Raw genomic sequence first — 20,050 nt, forward strand, 5'->3', positions numbered from 1 at the left:
TGGTGGTGTAATCGCTGAGATCGTCGGCGCCCAGACCCACGGCCGGCCACAACGCTATCCGCCGGTCTCGGCGTCCGGCGCGTACGGCAGCCCACCGCCTCCGGCCGGGCGTGCCGGTGCGGCAGAGAACGCCCCTCCTACAGAGGTTCGGCGAACACGAAGGTGTTGCCGGAGAACCGGATGCCGTCGTACCAACAGGTGATGAGGACGAGCCGTCCATCCGGGAAGTCCCGGTCATCGATGCTCTGAGCGTCCTTCGCCACCTTCTGGTAGCTCCAGTCCGGCGCGACTTTGGTGACGCTGTAATGGATGGTCCCGCCGTCTGTCGTGACGTCGATCCTGTCTCGGGGGCGCAGCCTGCTGATGTGTCCAAGTGCCCCGTCGCCGACGCCCACCGCACCTGGGACCTTCTGGGTGTGCCCCAGGATCAAAGCGCTGCCCTTAGGGGCGCCCGGCCTGGGGCCGTCTCGCCACCACCCGACCGCCGCAGGATCTCTGGGCGGAGTCAGCGTGCGGTACTTCGGGTCGTTCTTGTCGGTGACCATGCCGATCTCGTAGATCCGTGCACTGACGTGCAGACGGGGTATGACCAACCGGACTGGAAGGCCTGGCCGGACCTTCGCGGTCGTCCGGCTACCGGTTATGGGAGGGCTGGCTGTGGTCTTCCGGATCGTGCGTCCCCGTGGGATGGGGCCCGCGGAAGGTGGCCCCGATGGGATGGACCCCGCGGAAGGCGGACCCCATGGGATGGGGCCCGCCTTCCGCGGTTGGGGCGCGGCAGCGAGAGTGGCTTCTCGCCGCGGGGCGGCCTCTGAGCCGGGCTGGATCGCCAGACTCCCTGAGACCGCCACCGCTACGCCGACCAAGAAGAACAGGCGGCGACGCCACCTACGCATCGCGGGTAGGCCGACGGACCGACTTCCGCAGCTGGACGAGCACAATCGCGGCCAATGCGAGGCCCGCGAACAGAGCGATCCAGCCGGACCTGCCTACCGGACTGATGCCGCCGGCCGAGTCGCTGGCGGGTGCGGAGCCGGGCCGTGCGGCTGCGTCGCTAGTGCCGGCAGCCGACGAACCGGGCCCCGCAGCTGAGTCGATGCCGCCGGGGAACTCAGTCGGTCCAGGGGTCGGGCTCGGCGACGGCACGGGCGGGCACTGCTCTGTCCAGAAGACCTTGAACTTGTGGAACGCCTCGTCACCGCTGTCGTCGGTGACGAGTACGTCGAGCCTGACGTGCACTTCGCCCTGGTTATTGGGCTCCAGGCCGGTGGTGTCGAGTTCGTAGGCCTCGGTGTGGTTGAGGGTGTTGCCTGGTGGGGTCTGTCCCTCGAAGGTGAAGGTGGTGCGACCGGTCGTGGGCTGGACCGGGGTCATGTTCCCCGACGGTGGCATGGCCTCGAACCCGACGACCGCCGTATTGGTGCCGGCGTCGAAGCCGAAGAACTGTACGGAGAAGCGGCAACCGACATGCGGCTCGTTGCTCGGCCCGCTGTCGACCGGGTCTCCGTCAATCTGGACGAAGCCGTTGGCGCCCGGCGGCTGCTGCGTGACGCTCGCGTCGGCCGGTTGGGTCAGGCCAACGGCGCCGACCATTCCCAGCAGAAGACCGAAGAACAGGGCGAAGACACCGCGGCCCCGCGCGCGGCGCATCCTGTGACGAAGCTCGGGACTTGGATCCATGATTCCCCCATTGGTCGGGATGAGTTCCATCGCCCGTACCCGGGGGAAGCCTGAAGAATCAGGCTATCGTTGGATTGGAAAACTTTATCCGTAAGGTGACGATAGAAGAAGGTCTAGAGGTACTTTGAGCGGCTATGCCTTCTTCCGTCTGCTTTATGAGAAGAGAGCTGAAAGCTTTAATGAGAATTTGAACCGAGACGCTGGTGTTCTGGTGGACTTTGACGCACCAGCACGCGTCCTCCAGGAGGCGGGCTCAGCTCGGGCACGGCGAGCGGGGCGATCCGATCCCGATAAAAAAGCCGCGACATACGTACCTGCAGCCGTTGCGCCAACCTGTCTCGAAGACTTCAGCCAGTCAGAGATGCCCGTGACGTTGCGTGCGGACGCGGTTCGTCATCCTCATGGGATATTCATGAACCTCGGCTGGGGGAGATCGTGAACGAAAATGGCCTGTGGATGGGGAAATACTTGAGCGTCGACACAGGAACACCGGGAACAGAATTAGAGAGGGAACATCCAGCGTCAGGTCATAGGCAATGAGGCGGCCCGCTTGGCGGGCTGTCACGCCCCGTCCCCCTGGGGTGTCGTCGCATGAGTTTCCTGAGTCAACCCCTATGTCGCGAGAGGCTTATCCGCGGGCGTGTTGATCTTCCTGTTGGCCTGGTGGGTGGCGGGGTCGTAGCAGGTGCCGTCGCGCCAGCAGGCCCACATCACCCGCAGCCAGGTGCGGGCCAGGATGCGGATCGCGTGGGGGTGTCGCTTCTTGCGGGCTCTGGCGTCGTTGTAGATCTTCGCTGCCCAGGTACTGCCGTGGCGGCTGTTGTCGGCGAAGGTGGTCAGCGCGACGCGGGCTCGGCGGTTCGTCGCGAAGCGGAAGGCGACCGTGCGGGACTTGCCCGAGGCGCGGGTGAGGGGGACGACACCGGCCTCGGCGATGAGCTGTTCGCAGGTCTGAGCGCGTTCCAGGATCGGGCCGATCTCCCCGATGACCTGCCCGAGGCTGACCTTGCCGATGCGCGGCATGGTGGCGAACAGCGGCGCGTAGGGGTGGGCTTTGGTGGCCTCGGCGATGGTCTTGTCCAGTGTGCGGATGGTTCCGCGGATGCCCTGCACGAGCTGGACCTGCACGCGGACCAGCTGCCCGGTTATCGCCTCGCTGAGACGCGAGGCCGCCTTCGGCGTGGCGCGCAGACGTTCGATCAGGACGCTTCCGGGCTTCTTGCCGGAGTAGCCGCGGCGCTTGCACCAGGCTTCCAGGCGCCCCGCGGTGAGCGTGGCGGCCGAGGCCGGGGTGGGGTACCGCTCCAGGAAGGCCATGGCGATGTCGCTGTCCAGGCTGGCGAAGACCGTCTTGCCGCCGGGCCAATGCTCGTCCAGCAGCGCGGCGAGCTGGTTGACGGCGGCGACCTTGGCCTCGACGTGGTCGGCCCGCTGGCGGGTGAGGGCCTGCAGGTCGAGGGTGGCCTGCTCGGTGGGCTCCAGCCTCGGCAGCAGGTGGCCGTCGGTGCGCAGGTAATCGGCGAGCTTCATGCTGTCGCCGGCATCTGTCTTGGCCTTCGAAGCGCCCCAGCGCGCCCGCATCGCGTGGAAGGCGTTCGGGTGGACCGGCACGACCGGGTGCCCGGCGGCCAGCAGCCGGTCGACGGCCAGGCCCCGGGTGGTCTCAATGGCCACGGGCAGGCCGGCCGGGTTGCCGTGCTTGCGCAGTCGGGCCAGGGTCTTGGCGAACCCTTCCTCGGTGTGGGCCAGTTCCCACCGGTCGATGCGCTTGCCGGTGTCGTCCATGACGGTCACGTCATGGGTTTCGCTCGCCCAATCCCATCCGATGAACACCTGCGTCGTACTCCAAGGCGGTTCGAGGAGCACCTGCCCGGTGGTGAGGTCGTCTGCCGGGAGCTCATTAATCGGCCCTCTGCGGGGCGTGTCCCTGAAGCCGATCAGACGACCTCGGCCCGGCGGGGCTGGCGGAACTCATGCTGGCCGTCGAACAGCTCGCATTACTGGCCATGCACCCACCGGGACCGAGAGGTCACAACCCTACCCGTGAGGGCTGCAGAAGGGATGGTCCTCTAATGAGCATAAGTGTTTTCGCAGGTCCCGTTGGGAGACGCCGGGGACGCGGGCCGCGGGGTTGTTCAGATCCCGAGGAACCGCTTCAGCACGCGACGTGATGCCGGCAGCCGGTGGCCGGCATCGAATTCCAGTACCGAGATCTCCCGGGTCATCGCTGCCAGCAACCCTGCCGCCTCTTCGGCGTCGTCCCAGCCCATGACCTCCAGGTCGGCGACGCCCGCTGCCGCGAGGCGCTTGCGCCGGGCCTCCATCGAGCCCTGCACAGCCGGGTCGGAGCGGGCATCGAGCGACAGCGCCTTGACGCCCCTGTTCGCGAGCGAGACGTCGAGGTATGCCTCCGCACTGCGGAAGAGTCGCTCGGCGCCGGGCGGCAGTCCCGCGATCGCCTCGCCGACAGCGGCCTCGACCCGGGCGTGGAAGCGTGCGTGCATGGCATCGACGAACGCCGCGCGGTCCTTGAAGTGGACGTAGAAGGTCCCCTTGGCGACCCCTGCCCGGGCGACCACCATGTTCACGCTGACGCCGGCCAGGCCGTGCTCCTCCGCCAGTGCCGCGCCGGCGTCGAGAAGTGCCTCGCGTGTCTGCAGCGCGCCGGAGGCCCTCGTTCCTTCTGTCATCGCTCGGGAGTCTATGCCCGGAGTCACTGACCGACCGGTCGGTCAGTGAGCTAGGGTGCGTCCATGCCCACACTGTCGACATCCGTTGGGACGGTCGCCTACGACTCTCGCGGCCGCGGCGACCCGATCGTCCTGCTGCCCAGCGGCGGCCATGACCTCCATGACTACGACGAGCTCCGCGAGCTGCTCCCCGACGGGTTCCGCAGCATCGGCGTCGACTGGCCGGGTCACGGCCGGTCCCCGGCGGGTACGGCGCCCGCCACCGAACTGCGGCTGACCCAGATCGTCGAGGAACTTCTCGAAGCTCTCACACCCGACGGCGCCGTCCTGGTCGGCAACTCGGTCGGCGGCAACGTCGCCGCCCGGCTGGCGATCAGACGACCTGACCTGGTCAGGGGCCTGATGGTCATCGACGGCGGCGGCTTCGAGGCCTCCACGCTCGCAAGCCGCGGGTTCTGCGCGCTGATGAGCCGTCCCTGGTTCGTCCGCCTGATCTATCCCCTGTTCTCCCGGGCATACATGCGCCCGCGTACCGCGGCCGACCACCGGGCGCGGGCCGGTGCCATCGCGATCACGCGCACCACGCGGGGGGTGACGGCCGTCACCGAGATCTGGCACAGCTTCAGCCTCCCCGAGCACGACCTCCGGGCGCAGGCCGGGAGGATCACCGCCCCCACCGTGCTGGTCTGGGGGCGACACGACCCCGTCCTCTCGTTCCGCGCCGCCGAGACGGCCAGGGACTTGATCCCCGGATCGAGGCTCGTGGTCATCGACAGCGGCCACCTTCCGTACACGACCAACCCGGCCGCTGTCGCCGCCGAGCTCATCGACCTCGCGAACGTCGCGTTCGACGTCGCGACCAACCACGCCCAGTACCGCCCATCCGCCACGAAGGAGCAGCAGCAACCATGAAGGCCGCAGTGATCGACACTCTTGGCACCGCACCGCGCGTGACCGACCGTCCCGACCCATCGCCGGCCACCGGCACCATGGTGCTTGTCAGGGTGGAGGCGGCGGCACTGAACCCGCTCGACGTGCACCTCGCCTCGGGGCATCACAGGGCCGGGCCACCGAAACTCCCCTACGTTCCCGCCATCGAAGCGGTCGGCACCATCGTGGCGGGACCCGACCAGGGTCTGCGAGTCCGCGCCATGGCCCCGGCGGGCCTGGTCCCGGGCGTCGACGGCGGGCTGGCCGAGTTCCTGCTGACCGACCGCGCGACGTGCATCCCGGTCCCGGAGGAACTCGACAGCGTCGCCGCCGCGGCGATCGGCGCCGTGGGCACGAGCGCGGACCTGTCGCTGCGTAAGGCCGGTATCCAGGCCGGCGACAGCGTTCTGGTGCTTGGCGCCACCGGCCCGCTGGGCACGGCCGTCATCCAGCTCGCACGACTGGCCGGCGCCGAGCGCGTCATCGCGGCCGGCCGTACCCGAGCGCCTCGCCCAGGTCTCCCCTGCCGCGGACGGCGTGGCGGTCCTTGGCGGGATACCGCTGTCGGAGCAGCTGGCTTTCCTTGGCGGTCCTGTGGACCTGGTCGTGGACCCGGTGTGGGGGCCGTGGGCAGAGTCGGCGCTGGCATGCCTGAAGCCAGGCGGGCGCTACCTGAACGTCGGCGCGGCCGGCGGCGACGGGACGCCATTCCACGTCGAATGGCTTCGCGCCGCGCAGTTGACGCTCATCGGCTTCAGCGCGACACGCGCGGCGCCGGCCGACATCGTCGCCAGCTACGGGCACGTCGCGTCCCTGGCCGCCGCGGGCTCTCTGACGCTGCCGACGGCCACCTACTCCCTGGAGGAGGCCACGCAGGCGTGGGAGGCGCAGGTCTCCTCACCCGGTAAGAAGATCGTCGTGATCCCCTGACCTGCGGGGCACCGCGTGACCAGTGGCGGGTACCAACAGCTGCTCCGCCTGTGCTGAGCCTCCGGCATCACACCGGACTGCCGGCACGTCTGTATCGACTCCGCCACAGTGCTTGCACTCGCCGGCGCCGGACTCGGCGCCGGCATCGTGCCCAAGCTGTCACTTGCCTACCTGCCACGCGCCGGGGTCCGCGTGTGAATAGCGCGATTCAACCTGGCGCACGCGTCCTCACCATCTGCCATCGGCGCAATGCGGCCGAGCCGGATTCCGTCATTGCCGTCGTACTCTACGAGGAGTGGGGTCAGCCCTCTTGGCATTCCCGTCTCGGATGAGGCGCTCGCCCGTATCTCAGGTGTTGTAGCGATCCGGGGCCGATCCACGGGAGGTCGCCTCCACACCGAGCGGAACGGGTTCTGCGGTTTTCGTGATCTTCGAATGTTTCGTCATTGCCTGGGCGGGAACTGGTCCGGTCGTCTCGGGATTCCGTCCAGCCTCACCCCGCCCATGCGGACCGACGGCCGGAGCCCTCCAAACAGAAGCGGGGAACGATGAGGAGGACGCGTGTCTGGTCGACGCGAGTCTTGATCATCGGCGCCGCGGTCGTCTGGACGTCCGGAGTGGTCGTACTCCGGCTGCTGGATCAGATCGATTCAGCTACGACGGCCGCGCTTGTCGCCCTTGGTCTGCTCGCGGGCGGACTGTTCCAGATGCAACGGCTCAACCGATCTCTCGATCGCAGGCACCAGCTACAGGCCGCCGCCCTAACGCGACTGTCCAGTCAGTCGGACCAGCACAACGCCGCATTCGCGGCGCTACGTGCAGAGCTTGACACCCTCGCGGGGCGCAGCCTCAGCTACCTCGCGGGACTGACCGTGCAATTGCATCAGCACAACGGAGAGTTCTCGGCGCTGCATACAGAGCTTGACACGCTCACGCAGCACAGCATCAGTCGAGACGAGCTCCGCAGTGATCTCCTGACCACCTATCACCAGCTCGAAGCGTTGCAGAATCTGTATTCGGTGATCGAACTCGACCAACCGATTCCCCAGACTCGGGGTTTCGCGACCTCACCGGACCTGCTCCTGCTCCTTGTGGATCTGGTGCGGGTTCGCAGGCCCCACCTGATCGTCACGTGCGGGAGCGGGATGTCCACAGTGTGGCTCGCACTCGCGCTCCGCAAGTTCGGGATCGACGGGCGGGTCGTAGCGCTCGAACACGATCAGCGTTGTCACGATGAGACACGCGCCCTAATCGAAACGCGTGGCCTGGGAGATCTGGCAGAGGTCAGGCTCGCGCCCCTCGAGCCGGTGGACGTCGACGGAGACTCGTTCCGCTGGTACACACGGTCGGCCTGGGAGGACCTTACCGACATCGAGATCCTCTTCGTCGACGGGCCGCCACCGGCTTCCAGCGGAAGGCTTGCCCGCCTTCCCGCGCTCCCGCTCCTGGCCAAACACCTTCGATCCGACCACGTCGTCGTGCTCGATGACACCTACCGCACCGACGAGCGGGAGATCGCAGCCTCGTGGCTCCAGATGTTCCCCGAGTATTCGCCAGACGGCCTCTCCCTGGAGAAGGAGGCGGTTGTGCTGCGCTCGCAATCGACCAACAGGGCACCAGAACTCACCGAGAACGAGGCCCAAACCCGAGCGCCACGTGAGCGTCGAAAGGTACGCCGACGGTGAGGCTTTCGCCGCGCATCGAGCGTCGGCCCGCTTCCGCGAGATCCGCAGTGGGTTTCGGGTAGTCCTGCGCCGCCGCATGATCAGCACGAGTTAGAGATTCCGCGGGTAGAGGACGAGGCGTCATGGTCGGCGGGCTGGCCGTGTGTCCCAGCGTTGGCTGGTCCAGGCTTCGCGGATGAGGCGTCGGATCACGATGATCGCGGTCAGCAACGCGAGCAGTGCGTTGATGACGACCGCTCGACGTTCCGTGCAGGACAGGGTGAAGTTGAAGCCGCGGCTGTACCAGGAGTTGGTGCGCTCGACGACCCAGCGGCGAGTGTGGTTGATCGGGATCACGACGCCTTTGGGCTGGATCCGCCACTCGCAGCCGAGCTCGGTCAGCAGTTTGCGGGTGACCGTGGAGTCGTAGCCCGCGTCAAGGTGCACCGTGATCTGCTCAGGCAACGCGAGCTCGGTGATGTCGGCCAGGTCCAGGCCCACGACACGGTCGTAGGTCTCCAACACGATCTGCTCCAGCCCTGCGAAGACACCGGCCGCGATCCACTCGTTGCGTCGGGTTCTCATCGTGGTTGCCGAGCACGATTGATCGGCGTGCTTCGCGTACGAGCCGCCGAAGACGAGTTTCGAGGCTCGATCGCCCATGCTTCGACGGCGGGCACCGGTGCTCCGTTTTCAGATGTAGAGATGTAGGAGTCCCACATCAAAACGGATCCCGGTGCCCGCGTCACATCAGCCTGACGCCCCTACCCGCAAAATCTCTTAGGAATTGACCAAACTCAGGAGCAGTCGGTGGACGTCAGCTACTTCGGTGCCCACGGGCACGTTCCGCTGCGCGTGGCCCTGCTGCTGGCCGCGGTGGCGGGCATCCTGCTCACCGCGCTGGCGGGCAGCGCGCGGATCATGCAGTTGCGCGCGACCGCCCGCAAGCACCGCCGGGCCGACCACAGGGCTGTGAAGGCCGAGGCCAAGGACTCGTCGAAGGCCCGGCGGTAGCCCGGACTACCGGGAGCCCGCCACAGGCTGCTGCTTGTAGAAGGACTCCCCCAGGTAGGCGGCCTCGTGCGGCTGGTAGGGCTCCTCCAAGTAGGCGGCCTCGTCCTCGTCGAGTTCGACGTCCACCGCGGCGACCGCGTCGGCCAGCTGGGCCGGCTTGGTGACCCCGACGATGGGCGAGGTCACCACCGGGTTGCGCATGACCCAGGCCAGGGCGACGTGGGCCGGGGACAGACCCCGTTTGCCCGCGATCTCGTGGACGCGCTCGGCCACTACCTGGTCCTCGTCGCGGTAGAGGATCTTGCCGCCCTCGTCGGTCTCGGCACGCGCCGTGGCGGTGTCCCGGGCCCGCGTCAGCCTGCCCCGCGCCAGCGGGCTCCACGGGATCACGCCGATGCCCTGGTCGGCGCAGAGCGGGAGCATCTCCCGCTCTGCTTCCCGGTGGATGAGGTTGTAGTGGTCCTGCATCGACACGAACCGGGTCCAGCCGTTCAGGTCAGCCAGGTACAGGGCCTTGGCGAACTGCCAGGCGTACATGGAAGAGGCTCCGATGTAGCGGACCTTCCCGGACTTGACCGCGTCGTGCAGCGCCTCGAGGGTTTCCTCGATCGGGGTGTCGTAGTCCCAGCGGTGGATCTGGTACAGGTCGATGTAGTCGGTCCCCAGTCGCTTCAGGGAGGCGTCGAGCTCGGCGAAGATCGCCTTGCGGGACAGCCCGGCGCCGTTCGGGCCGGGGCGCATCCGCATCCAGACCTTGGTGGAGAGAACGACCTCCTCGCGCCGGGTGAACTCCTTGACCGCCTGGCCGACGATCTCCTCGCTGCTTCCGGCGCTGTACCCATTGGCCGTGTCGAGGAAGTTGACGCCGCCCTCGAGGGCCTGCTTGATGATGTCCCGGCTGGCGTCCGCGCCCAGCGACCAGGGCTCGCCGCCCCGGTCCGGCTCGCCGAAGCTCATGCAGCCGAGGGTGATGGCGGAGACGTCCAGTCCGGTCGTTCCGAGTTTGATGTATCGCATGCTTCCGAACCTAGGAGTTGGAGTGCGCTCTAACACAATACGTCTCGGTTCGGAATTCGGAGGCGTGGGGCATGTGCGCCCTGTCAGGTTTCGACCGTTTCAGCCAGACGTACCAGAGAACCCAGTGGTAGCGAGTAACAAACTGTCAATTCTCGGCCGAGCGCGTGGGGCACTACTCAGCCCCCCGACAGCAAACCGCCCTCGCGGGTCCGTCGCCACGACCGATCACCGCTCGATCACTAAAGAGATTCCACTGGTCCGGGCGGCGGTATCGCGGCGCTCGCGACGGCGCCCCTACCCGCGGGATCTCTTAGTTGATAAAGTCGCGGACGAGCTTCACGAATTCCTTTGGCCGCTCGGCCATCACGATGTGTCCGCTGTCCATTTCCTCATACGACGCGCCTGGGATGGCGGCGGCCAGTTCACGGGAGTTCTCCACGGGAGCCATCGCGTCGCGGGCGCATCCGATCACCAGCGTCGGCGCTTGGACCCGCGGAAGCAGATCGCGAACGTCCAGCCGCAGGTCGAGGTCGATCTGCCGGAGCCTGCCCGCGTTCGGCCGATAGGCCGCGGCGAGCTCCTCCACGGACGCCCGGCCGATGGAGCCCAGATGCTCACGACTGAAGACGAGGAGCATCGCGAACCGAGCGAAGGTGTCGCCATCACCGGCGAGATCACGCATGACGATCAGTGCGTTGCGAAAGTATTCGTCGCCCTGTCCGGCAAAGCCCGCGACCAACACGATGCTGCGGACCAGGTCGGGCCGGACGGCGGCGAGCGCAGCGACCACCGGAGCGCCCATGGAGTGCCCCACCACGTCGGCGGGCCCCTCCCCGAGATCGGAGATCACGGCGGCGAGCTGCCCCGCGAGCAGTTCGACCGTGAGCGCCCTCCCGTCGTCTCGCGTCGCGTCGCTTCCCGACAGGTCCGGCAGCACGACCCTGCTGGTGCTCGTGAACGCCCCGGCCACGCCGTCCCAGGACTTCGAACCCGCGTTGGTCCCGTGCACCAGGAGGAGCGGGCGGCCCTCGCCCATCACCCGGTACGGCACGCGCGCGGCGCCCACTGTGATCTCTGCCATGTCTGTCTCCCATCTCATCGCTGGACGTCAGCGACGATGCCAGGAGCGTGGGGAGATGAGGAGCGGAGCGGATTCCCTAGGAGCGGCTCTCCTAGGGTGCGCGGCACGAGCAGTGGGCCGGAACGCCGAGGATGGATGACATGAAGATGGACCACGCCAAGCTGGCGGACTTCCTCCGCCGTTCCCGCGAACGGCTCCGGCCGCAGGAGGTCGGTCTGGCTGCCGGGCGGCGGCGCCGCACGCCCGGCCTGCGCCGCGAAGAGGTAGCCCAGCTGGCTGGCGTGTCGGCCGACTACGTGATGCGGCTCGAGCAGGCGCGCAGCTCCCAGCCGTCGGTCCAGCTACTGGCCGCGCTCGCCCGGGCACTGCGGTTGAGCGAGGATGAGCGAGATCACCTTTACCTGTTGGCGGGCCACCGTCCGCCCGAAGGGGCGCGCGCGGGTCATCACGTCCGTCCCGGCCTGCTCTACCTGCTCGACCGGCTGGGCGACACGCCCGCTCAGCTCCTCACCGACCTCGGCGATCTGCTCGCGCAGAACGCTCTGGCCGAGGCTCTGTTCGGGTGCGTGTGCACGGTTGACGAGCCGGACCGCAACATCGTGTGGCGTTGGTTCACCGATCCGTTCGTGCGCGAGGCGTACCCCGCTGAGGAGCACGACCGCCTCAGCCGCTTGCGCGTCGCGGACCTGCGTGCCGCCGCGACACGTCGCGGCTACGACCGGCCCTCGACCTCGTTGATCGACCGGGTTGGGGCGGCGAGTGAGGAGTTCGCCGCCCTCTGGCAGCTGCACGAGGTCGCCGTGCGCCGGGAGAGCCGGATGCGCGTCCTGCATCCGTCCGTCGGGGCCATCGAGTTCGACTACGAGATGCTGCAGACGCAGGCCGCGGACCAGCGGCTGCGTCTCTTCACTCCGCCGCCCGGATCCACGAGCGTCGAGGCTCTCGAGCTTCTGCGTGTCGTGGGCCCGGAGACCGCGCACCGCAGTCATCGGTGAGGACTGCCTACAGCTGGCGGAGGTCACGGGGCGGGCGGGCCGAGGTGCGCTTCGTCCGGGATCGGATGGTTGACGGGACCGGGCGGCCAGCCGATCGATGAGTTCCGGGTCGTGCGGACGTCGCAGTCTGTAGGACCGCCGGCAGAGCGACGCGCTCGTACCCGGAGGAGACGTATGGCAAAGCTCATCTACTCGATGATCACCTCGCTCGACGGCTACGCCGAGGCGCCGGAGGGCGACCTCGGCACCGGGGCCGACGATCCGGAGGTGCACACCTTCATCGGCGACGTTTTCCGCCACGTGGGCACCTACCTCTACGGCCGGCGGATGTACGAGACGATGCTCTTCTGGGAGACCGTGCATACCAAGCCCGACGTGCCGCCGCACCTCCTGGAGTACGCCCGCGACTGGCAGGCCGCGGAGAAGATCGTGTACTCCACGACGCTGGAGTCGGTGTCGAGTGCGAGGACCAGGATCGAGCGGAGCTTCGACCCCGACGCGGTGGCCAAGCTCAAGGCCGAGGCTGATCACGACCTCACCGTCGACGGACCGAACCTCGCGGCCCAGGCGATCGCGGCCGGCCTGGTGGACGAGTACCACCTGTTCATCACCACGAGCGTGGTCGGCGGCGGCAAGCGGTTCTTCCCCGACGGCGTGCGCCTGGATCTGCAGCTGGTCGAGGAGCGTGCGTTCGACAGCGGGCTGATCTACGCGCGCTACCGGACCCGCTGAGCCGCACCGGCGGGTCGGCTGTCGGCTGCCGACCCGCGCTCCGCCTGCGTCCTCGGCCGTCCTCGCGGCGGGAGTTAGCACATCTTCCTGAGGTGGTGGCTGCGTAGGCCAGCGGTTACGCGGTTGGTTGTTCCTTTACTCTTCCTAGATGGGCAAAGGGTTCCTTGCCGCGGCCGCGAGCGCCGCTGTTCCTCCCCTGAAACGGCTCGTCGCGCACCGTGACCGCCTCCTCGACCAGAACGAGCGCCTGCGCAAGGAAGTCCTCCGCCTCACCCTGGACCTGGAGTCGGCCCGTGGCGCCGCGAGCCCACTCCGCGCCATTGCTTCCGGAGTGGACGGCGACGCCGCGGACGCCGGGGCGGATCTTGGTTTCCTCTTCATCGTGACGTACGGCCGGTCGGGTTCGACCCTGTTGATGGGGCTGCTCGACGGGACACCCGGGTACTGCATCCGCGGGGAGAACTCCGGGGCCCTCTACAAGCTGTTCGAGTACCACTCGGCCGCCATTCAGGCACGCGCGCAGTGGACGGGTGACAAGCCGCTGACGGCGACTCACCCGTGGTACGGCATCGACGGGTATCCCGCCGCGATCGCTGCCGCCCACATGCGCCAGCTGGTGATCGACACCCTGCTCCGCCCAGAGCCCGGCACCCGCGTGGCTGGTTTCAAGGAGATCCGCTGGTGGCAGGCCCGCCCCGATGAGTACCTCGCCTTCATCGAGACCCTCTTCCCGGGCGCGCGGTTCATCCTGAACACCAGGAACCTCGAGGACGTCGCCCGCAGCCGCTGGGTGCGCTACAACCCGAACGCCCTGACCGAGCTCGCCGACGTGGAGACCCGGCTGCGGGAGGCCGTGGAGAAGCGCGGCGACCGCGGCTACCAGGTGCACTTCGACGACTACGTCAAGGACCCGTCCTCGTTGCGCGGGCTCTATGACTGGCTCGGCGAGGAGTACGACACCGACCGCGTGGCGAAGACCCTCTCCGTGCGGCACTCCTTCTGACAAGCCTTCTGACCAGTGCGGCCGGCGTGGCCCAGGGTGAGAAGTCACTACGAGGCGGCCTGTAACGAGCCACGCCGCGGGAGGGCAACCCTTCGGCGGGCATGCTTCTGATCAAGCCATCGTGGTGAGCCAGGGTCGGAGTCGGCACCCAGCACCCACTTGACAGATCCCGGGCGTCACACCCACGAGCGGTAGACGATTCGCGAGTCGCAACGGGCGCCGAGTGACCGGCGCCAACCCTTCCAACCAGCCCCAGGCCAGCCACCAAGAACACTTACAGGCGATTCAGTCGCTGAGCTTGACATCATCCCCTGATCGCCGCGCCTAGTGGATGCCAGGCAGTCGACGCACGGATCGGCATCGAGCCGAGAGAGCCGTTCGACCTGTTCCTACGACGGCTGGTGTAGGAACGGGTCGGCCCATCGACCTAGCGACCATTCATCGGCGTCTGGTCAGGAACGGGCGGACGGACGACGTAGCCCACACCCCGAACCGTATGAATGAGTGGATCTCTCCCATTGTCCATCTTGCGGCGAAGATAGGAGATGTAGAGTTCGACCACATTGGTGTTCCCACCGAAGTCGTAGCGCCACACGTGATCAAGAATCTGCGCCTTGGAGACCACGGTCGGGCTGTTACGCATCAGGAAGCTCAGCAGTTCGAACTCCGTCGGAGTGAGTTCGACGAGACGCTCGCCGCGGCGTACCTCATGAGTGCCTTCGTTGAGCACGAGGTCGTCGACCTGGAAGCGCGAAGGGCGGTGCCCCGTTGTGGTGGCGCCCCGCCGCAGGACGACCCGCAGTCGGGCAACGAGTTCCTCCAGATCGAAGGGTTTGACGACGTAGTCGTCCCCACCGACGGTTAGTCCGCGCACCCGGTCCTGGGTCGTCCCCAGAGCGGTCAGGAAAATCACTGGCGCGTGGACCCCCATGGCACGGAACTTCTCGAGCACTGCGAACCCATCCGCATCCGGCAGCAGGACGTCCAGGACGATCGCGGCCGGATCGAAGTCGCGGACCTGCTTCAGCGCCTCCTCGGCGCTCGTCGAGACCGTCGTGTCCCACCCCTCGTATCGGAGGGCGGAAGCGATCATCTCGGCAAGATCTCTTTCGTCGTCCACCACCATGATCCGCACCGAATGTAACGAGACCCCGTCCGCCATCCCACCCTCCCTCGCGCAATGATCGGTTGACCGGTCCAACAAGGTCCTCCGGGCTCGATGGAACATTCTCGACGTCGAACCTGAGCCTTTCCTGTGCCCCCGGATATCTGTGCCCAGATGCCGCCTGACCCCGAACTGTGACCGTTTCGGAGCGATCCGTCCACTTCGACCACGGGCAGATGTCCAACCCGCGGCTTCACAGGGTTTCCACAGGGTGCACGTATTGATACGCGGCGCTCCACCGGAGACCGTAAGCCCATGCGCTCCTCCCCCACGTCCGCCGGGCAACGTCACCGCGCGACCCTCGTCTCCGGCGCTGGGACCGAACTGCGGGCGTACTGGGCCCACCACGCGCCAACTGTGCTCTGGGTCCTGATCATCACAGGCGGGCTCGCTCCCACATGGTTGTGGTGGCACAGCACCCATCCCCCGACGTCGCTCGGAGGTGAGCTCAGCGAAGCCGGCCGCGTCACCGGCCTTTACGCCGGGTACCTCGTCATGGCACTGCTCGTCCTGATGGCACGAGTCCCCTTCCTGGAACGGAGTGTGGGCGCCGACCGCCTGGCACGGCTCCACGGCGTCCTCGGGAAGTACGTCGTAGGCGTCGCCGTCATGCATGGTGTACTCATCTGGTGGGGCTACGCGGTGACCCAACACGCGGATCCTCTGCGGCAGGCCGGAAGACTACTGACCGAGTACGCCTACGTTCTCTGGGCGACGATTGGCGCGGCCCTCCTGGTCGTCGTAGGCGTGGTCTCCGCGAGGGCGGTCCGCCGCCGGGTCAGGTACGAGACGTGGTACTTCCTTCACCTGTTGACGTACGCCGCGATCGCGTCGGCGTTCCTGCACCAGATCGAGACCGGTGCACAGTTCGTCACGAACGCCACCGCACGCGTCGTATGGACAATCCTGTATTGCCTGGCCGCCGCCACCCTGGCATGGTTCAGGCTGGTCGTTCCACTGCGGAACGCCTGGAGACATCGATTCATCGTCGCTGATGTCCGCGACGAGGCGCCAGACGTGGTCTCGATCTATCTCGTCGGCACACGACTTCGGGAACTCGAGGCCGAAGCGGGCCAGTTTCTACGACTCCGGTTCCTGACTCGCGGCAGTTGGTGGCAGTCGCACCCCTACTCCCTGTCGGCCGCACCAAATCCGCACTGGTTACGTATCACCGTCAAGGCTCTCGGCGACCACACTCGCCAACTACAGAAGGTACCTCCGGGCACAAAAGTCATGGTGGAGGGCCCCTACGGAGCGCTCACCGCGCGCCGGCGCAGCCGGCACAGCGTCCTGTTGATCGCCGGAGGTGTGGGGATCACACCGCTGCGTGCACTGTTCGAGACGTTGCCCGCCGAGGCCGGCAATCTCACCCTCCTCTATCGGACCAGGTCGTCTGTCGACCTGGTGTTCCGACAGGAAATCGACACGATCGCCGTCGCTCGAAAGGCGACGGTGCGATACATCGTCGGCCCCGCAGGGGACCACGATCCCTTGCACCCGGTCTCCATTCGTCGACTCATACCTGACGTCTCCACCCGCGACGTGTACGTCTGCGGTCCTGCCGGGATGACTGCCACGGCCATCAGGTCGCTACGAGCGTGCGGTGTTCCGCGCTGGCGGATTCATCACGAGGACTTCAGTTTGTAGCGAGGCCGAGGCACGAGCAGGCGCCACCAGCGCTGCTTTCTTGGCTGCCGGACGAAGGAAGGAATCCATGAAGCGAGTGGTGATCACCGTGGTGTCGACCATCGCCGGACTTGGCGTCCTGCTCGGTCTGAGGACCCAGACCGGGACAGGCCGAGCCCCCTCGTTCGCCGAGGGCGGCGCTTCGAACACCCAACCGGATTCCTCCACCGGTCCACAGGTCCGTGCCCCCTCACCTTCGGTGGATGGTAGAGCCACGAGCGGGAGTACCAAGGCCAGTCCTGCAGCCGCCAGTTCCAGCAGCGCGAACAGCAGCAGGACCCCGGACGTCCAGGCAACGCGCCCGGCGGGTAGGACGCCGGCCACCCGACGGAAGTTGGCCGGCCAGACGGTCATGACGGCGTATGGTCCCGTGCAGGTTCAGGTGACGATGGTTGACAGCAAGATCACCGACATCTCCACGCTTCAACTACCCAACGGCAACCAGCGCGACCTCGACATCGCGAGCTATGCGGTGCCCGAGTTACGGAGTGAGGCGCTCGCCGCCCAGTCCGCGCAGATCAACGCGGTCTCCGGCGCCACCTACACCAGCGAAGGCTACGTCGAGTCGTTGCAGTCGGCGCTGGACCGTGCCCGTGTCTGAACGACGGATGCCTGGCCAGGTTGGTCTCCGCCATGTCGAACCCGTCATGGGGACGGTGGTGACGATCGATGTGCGGGACCCCTCGATCGGGCAGGGTGCGGTTCTCGCCGTGACGCGTTGGCTGCACACCGTGGACGCGACGTTCAGCACCTACCGCGACGACAGCGCGATCAGTCGACTTGACCAGGGAACGATCTCTTTGGAGGATTGCCCTGAGACGGTCGCGATCGTGCTCGATCTGTGTGACGAACTCACGAAGCGCACGAACGGCTACTTCGACGTCTGTTACGCGGACCATCTGGATCCGTCCGGTGTCGTCAAAGGTTGGGCGGTCGACCAGGCCGACGCGATCCTGCGTGCCGCGGGATCTGGGGACCATCTGATCAATGCCGGCGGCGACATCCTTATGGCGGGGACTGCTGGAGCCGACTCTCCGTGGCGGGTGGGGGTGATCGATCCGTTCGACCGGACTCGGCTCGCTGCCGTCGTAGCCGGAACAGACCTCGCGGTCGCGACGTCGGGCGTCGCTGAGCGCGGTCTCCATGTCGTGGATCCACACACGAGGCAGGCGGTGAAGGAGCTGGCCAGTGTGACGGTCATCGGTTCAGACCTGACCCACGCCGACGCCTACGCCACCGCTGGTCTTGCGATGGGACGGGAGTCACCGACCTGGCTTGACACACTTACCGGATTCGAGGCATTTGTCGTTTTCGCCGATGGCTCCAGCTGGTGCACTCGCGGCTTCCACAGCGAGGTCTCGGTCAAAGGACGCGAGTTGATCGAAGACCACGCTCGGGGGAGATTCCGATGAGACGGGCCGACGGAACGCTGGCGGGTACGGCCCGGGCAGAGGCCGGTCAGCCCGTGCCGCTGCTGCTGGTCGAAGATGACCCGGCCCTTGTAGCGATGCTGGTTGGGCTGCTTACGGAGGAGGGCTACGCGGTCGACACAGCCAATGACGGACAACGAGGCCTCCACCTCGCTCTGTCTCGCGGGTATGAGGTTCTTCTCCTCGACCGAGGCCTTCCTGCGATCGACGGTCTGGACCTGCTCGGCCGACTACGCCGGAGCGGTGTCGTGACCCCCGTCATGGTCCTTTCTGCGCTGGGGAATCCAGCCGACCGGGTGGAGGGCCTCGACGCCGGGGCCGAGGATTACTTGGCGAAACCTTTCGACGTCGAAGAGTTGCTGGCTCGGCTGCGCGCCCTGCGCCGCCGCCATCTGGACGCGGCACGTATCCTCCCGGTGGGCGACCTGCGGCTGAACCTCGACAGTCGAGAGGTGTCTGGTCCAATCAGCTCCACTACACACGAGGTGCCGCTCTCGAGACGAGAATGTGACCTGCTGGCGTTGCTGGCAAGGCGACCCTCGCAGATCTTCAGCCGCTCCGAACTACTGGCTCGGGTCTTTCCCCGAGCCGAATGCGAGGTCATCGTCGACACCTACGTTCACTACCTACGCCGCAAGCTCGGTCGGCAGATCGTGTCAACGGTCCGCGGAGAGGGCTACCGGCTCGGCCGGCGTCCGAGCCGGTGAGAGCAGTCTTCCGGCCACGGCCGGCCGGCGCGGGGAGGACACCGGAGACAACGCTCCTACGTCGCGCGGCGTTCCGCCTTGGCCTCCAGGCTGGCCTGATCGTCGCAGCCGTCGTGGCGGTGCTCGTCACCGCCGCGGTCCTGGTGGTCCTGAGAAGCCAGCATGCAGCCACCGAAACGCTACTGTCTGAGGCCGTTATGCGAGCCGAGGACGTCAACGACCCTCCCGCCAGCGTCTGGCTCGTCCTGGCGAAGCCGGACGGTCGCACGTCGACGCCTGGCCTGCCACCGGGGCTGCTTGACGACGCGACACTCACCCGGGTGACTCGCACCGGGGTCGCTGAGGCCCACGACGTCCAGGCCGCTGGGGAGGAGTACCGCATCGATGTCGTACGCCGGGGCGACGTCACCGTCGGAGGAGCTCTCGATCTACGAACCGCGCATGCCGAGAGCAGGCGTCTGGTCCTGGCACTTTCAGTGGTCGGTGGGGTCGGACTGTTGTTGGCCGCCGCCAGCGGCGCCCTCCTTGGTGTCCGGGCCGTGCACCCCCTCGCCGTCGCCCTGCGACTTCAACGTCGGTTCGTCTCCGACGCCAGTCACGAACTCCGAACGCCGCTGACGTTGCTGACGACCCGCGCCCAGCTCCTACGACGCCATGTCCAACGAGGAGCGAACCGCAAGGCCGTACTCGCCGATATCGACAGCCTGGTCGCCGACGGTGACAATCTGACGGCGGTACTCGAGGATCTGCTGCTGGCCGCTGATCCGCGCAGCGGCTCCGGCTGCGAACACATCGACGTGGGCCTTCTGGTTAGTAGCGTCGTGACGACCTCCGTGGCGGCCGCACGCGCATCCTCTGTCAACCTCAGCATGCTCGACGCGGAACCGGCCTACGTCGGAGGCAACCCCGTCGCGCTCCGCCGCGCAGTGACCGCGCTTACTGACAACGCCGTCCGGCACGCCCATAAGGCCGTGACACTCACGGTGGGCTTGCGCGACCGACACGCTGTCATAGAAGTCGCTGACGATGGCGCTGGCATCGACCCAGAAGTCGCGCCTCGGCTTTTCGAACGTTTCACGTCGAGTGGACCTTCGACAGCCGAAGGCCCTCGACGTCGTTACGGTCTCGGGCTCGCCCTCGTCGGTGAGATCGTCGCTCAACACGGCGGCCGAATAGAGGTCTGTGGCACCGACGTCGGTGCGACGTTTCGGATCACTCTGCCCGCAGCCGCGGCACCCCGAAGTCTTCCAAGCAATCTCTCAAACTAAGGAGGAATCGTAGAGCCGTCACAGGGTCGAACGCCGACGCAAGCTTGACTGACGGAAG

Annotated in this window: 20 protein-coding genes and 2 pseudogenes; 13 read left to right on the plus strand and 9 right to left on the minus strand. The window is 67.1% G+C overall.

Annotated elements, in window-relative coordinates; all coding sequences use genetic code 11:
- Positions 1–137: 137 nt before the first annotated feature.
- The 4 genes from HEB94_RS00800 to HEB94_RS00815 all read right to left on the minus strand — a co-directional run bounded on the left by HEB94_RS00800 (position 138) and on the right by HEB94_RS00815 (position 4,370).
- Positions 138–593 (minus strand): class F sortase, encoded by a 456-nt coding sequence (locus HEB94_RS00800; RefSeq protein WP_192748179.1) that lies wholly within the window; start codon positions 591–593, stop codon positions 138–140.
- 295 nt (positions 594–888) lie between these two features.
- Entirely contained in the window at positions 889–1,650 is a 762-nt protein-coding gene (locus tag HEB94_RS00805; RefSeq protein WP_192748180.1) for a hypothetical protein, read from the minus strand.
- 642 nt (positions 1,651–2,292) lie between these two features.
- The gene (locus HEB94_RS00810) at positions 2,293–3,546 is read right to left on the minus strand and encodes an IS110 family RNA-guided transposase (protein WP_337917421.1); all 1,254 of its coding nucleotides are present in this window, start codon (positions 3,544–3,546) and stop codon (positions 2,293–2,295) included.
- A 269-nt stretch (positions 3,547–3,815) separates the two neighbouring features.
- Complete coding sequence (locus HEB94_RS00815; RefSeq protein WP_192748181.1) at positions 3,816–4,370, minus strand: TetR/AcrR family transcriptional regulator; 555 nt, start codon at positions 4,368–4,370, stop codon at positions 3,816–3,818.
- 63 nt (positions 4,371–4,433) lie between these two features.
- Here HEB94_RS00815 and HEB94_RS00820 point away from each other — a divergent pair, with 63 nt between their 5' ends.
- From HEB94_RS00820 to HEB94_RS00830, 4 genes and pseudogenes are all read left to right on the plus strand, one after another.
- Complete coding sequence (locus tag HEB94_RS00820) at positions 4,434–5,282, plus strand: alpha/beta fold hydrolase (protein WP_192748182.1); 849 nt, start codon at positions 4,434–4,436, stop codon at positions 5,280–5,282.
- 77 nt (positions 5,283–5,359) lie between these two features.
- Positions 5,360–5,599: pseudogene (locus tag HEB94_RS54115) on the plus strand (alcohol dehydrogenase catalytic domain-containing protein); the annotation flags it as partial.
- Positions 5,600–5,894: 295 nt separating this feature from the next.
- Positions 5,895–6,230, plus strand: a complete 336-nt coding sequence (locus HEB94_RS52065) for a zinc-binding dehydrogenase (protein ID WP_192748183.1) — start codon at positions 5,895–5,897, stop codon at positions 6,228–6,230.
- Between the two features lie 548 nt (positions 6,231–6,778).
- On the plus strand, positions 6,779–7,915 hold the full coding sequence (locus HEB94_RS00830; RefSeq protein ID WP_192748184.1) for a class I SAM-dependent methyltransferase: 1,137 nt from the start codon (positions 6,779–6,781) through the stop codon (positions 7,913–7,915).
- Between the two features lie 80 nt (positions 7,916–7,995).
- Here the strand turns inward: HEB94_RS00830 and HEB94_RS00835 are convergent.
- Positions 7,996–8,536: pseudogene (locus tag HEB94_RS00835) on the minus strand (transposase family protein); the annotation flags it as partial.
- A gap of 168 nt (positions 8,537–8,704) precedes the next feature.
- Here HEB94_RS00835 and HEB94_RS00840 point away from each other — a divergent pair.
- Positions 8,705–8,908 carry a LapA family protein gene (locus tag HEB94_RS00840; protein WP_037810084.1) on the plus strand — a complete coding sequence of 68 codons (204 nt, stop codon included), beginning with the start codon at positions 8,705–8,707 and terminating at the stop codon, positions 8,906–8,908.
- A gap of 6 nt (positions 8,909–8,914) precedes the next feature.
- On the opposite strand, the gene HEB94_RS00845 is transcribed toward HEB94_RS00840, so the two are convergent.
- Together HEB94_RS00845 and HEB94_RS00850 are read right to left on the minus strand one after the other, a co-directional pair.
- Positions 8,915–9,925 (minus strand): aldo/keto reductase, encoded by a 1,011-nt coding sequence (locus tag HEB94_RS00845; protein ID WP_192748186.1) that lies wholly within the window; start codon positions 9,923–9,925, stop codon positions 8,915–8,917.
- Positions 9,926–10,235: 310 nt separating this feature from the next.
- Entirely contained in the window at positions 10,236–11,006 is a 771-nt protein-coding gene (locus HEB94_RS00850; protein ID WP_192748187.1) for an alpha/beta fold hydrolase, read from the minus strand.
- A 140-nt stretch (positions 11,007–11,146) separates the two neighbouring features.
- Between HEB94_RS00850 and HEB94_RS00855 the strand changes: the two genes are divergently transcribed.
- The 3 genes from HEB94_RS00855 to HEB94_RS00865 all read left to right on the plus strand — a co-directional run bounded on the left by HEB94_RS00855 (position 11,147) and on the right by HEB94_RS00865 (position 13,736).
- Positions 11,147–12,001, plus strand: coding sequence for an MmyB family transcriptional regulator (locus HEB94_RS00855; protein ID WP_192748188.1), 855 nt, complete (start codon positions 11,147–11,149; stop codon positions 11,999–12,001).
- Between the two features lie 174 nt (positions 12,002–12,175).
- Positions 12,176–12,733, plus strand: coding sequence for a dihydrofolate reductase family protein (locus HEB94_RS00860; protein ID WP_192748189.1), 558 nt, complete (start codon positions 12,176–12,178; stop codon positions 12,731–12,733).
- A gap of 148 nt (positions 12,734–12,881) precedes the next feature.
- A complete protein-coding gene (locus HEB94_RS00865) occupies positions 12,882–13,736 on the plus strand; it encodes a sulfotransferase (RefSeq protein ID WP_192748190.1) in 855 nt (284 codons plus the stop codon).
- Positions 13,737–14,163: 427 nt separating this feature from the next.
- On the opposite strand, the gene HEB94_RS00870 is transcribed toward HEB94_RS00865, so the two are convergent.
- Positions 14,164–14,898, minus strand: coding sequence for a response regulator transcription factor (locus tag HEB94_RS00870; RefSeq protein WP_192748191.1), 735 nt, complete (start codon positions 14,896–14,898; stop codon positions 14,164–14,166).
- 258 nt (positions 14,899–15,156) lie between these two features.
- Here HEB94_RS00870 and HEB94_RS00875 point away from each other — a divergent pair, with 258 nt between their 5' ends.
- The 4 genes from HEB94_RS00875 (at position 15,157) to HEB94_RS00890 (ending at position 18,724) form a co-directional block, all read left to right on the plus strand.
- Positions 15,157–16,548 (plus strand): ferredoxin reductase family protein, encoded by a 1,392-nt coding sequence (locus tag HEB94_RS00875; protein WP_192748192.1) that lies wholly within the window; start codon positions 15,157–15,159, stop codon positions 16,546–16,548.
- A gap of 391 nt (positions 16,549–16,939) precedes the next feature.
- The gene (locus tag HEB94_RS48845) at positions 16,940–17,188 is read left to right on the plus strand and encodes an FMN-binding protein (RefSeq protein WP_273374657.1); all 249 of its coding nucleotides are present in this window, start codon (positions 16,940–16,942) and stop codon (positions 17,186–17,188) included.
- 7 nt (positions 17,189–17,195) lie between these two features.
- Positions 17,196–17,999 carry an FAD:protein FMN transferase gene (locus HEB94_RS00885; RefSeq protein WP_192748194.1) on the plus strand — a complete coding sequence of 268 codons (804 nt, stop codon included), beginning with the start codon at positions 17,196–17,198 and terminating at the stop codon, positions 17,997–17,999.
- Complete coding sequence (locus HEB94_RS00890) at positions 17,996–18,724, plus strand: response regulator transcription factor (protein WP_192748195.1); 729 nt, start codon at positions 17,996–17,998, stop codon at positions 18,722–18,724. Before HEB94_RS00885 ends, HEB94_RS00890 begins: the two co-directional genes overlap by 4 nt.
- 473 nt (positions 18,725–19,197) lie before the next feature.
- Here the strand turns inward: HEB94_RS00890 and HEB94_RS52070 are convergent, their stop codons facing one another.
- Entirely contained in the window at positions 19,198–19,323 is a 126-nt protein-coding gene (locus HEB94_RS52070; RefSeq protein WP_273374660.1) for a hypothetical protein, read from the minus strand.
- Here HEB94_RS52070 and HEB94_RS54120 point away from each other — a divergent pair.
- Positions 19,264–19,992 (plus strand): sensor histidine kinase, encoded by a 729-nt coding sequence (locus HEB94_RS54120; RefSeq protein ID WP_420481567.1) that lies wholly within the window; start codon positions 19,264–19,266, stop codon positions 19,990–19,992. The genes HEB94_RS52070 and HEB94_RS54120 overlap by 60 nt on opposite strands.
- The last annotated feature ends 58 nt before the right edge of the window (positions 19,993–20,050 follow it).

Origin of the sequence: Actinopolymorpha pittospori (assembly GCF_014873875.1) — a bacterium.
GTDB lineage: Bacteria > Actinomycetota > Actinomycetes > Propionibacteriales > Actinopolymorphaceae > Actinopolymorpha > Actinopolymorpha pittospori.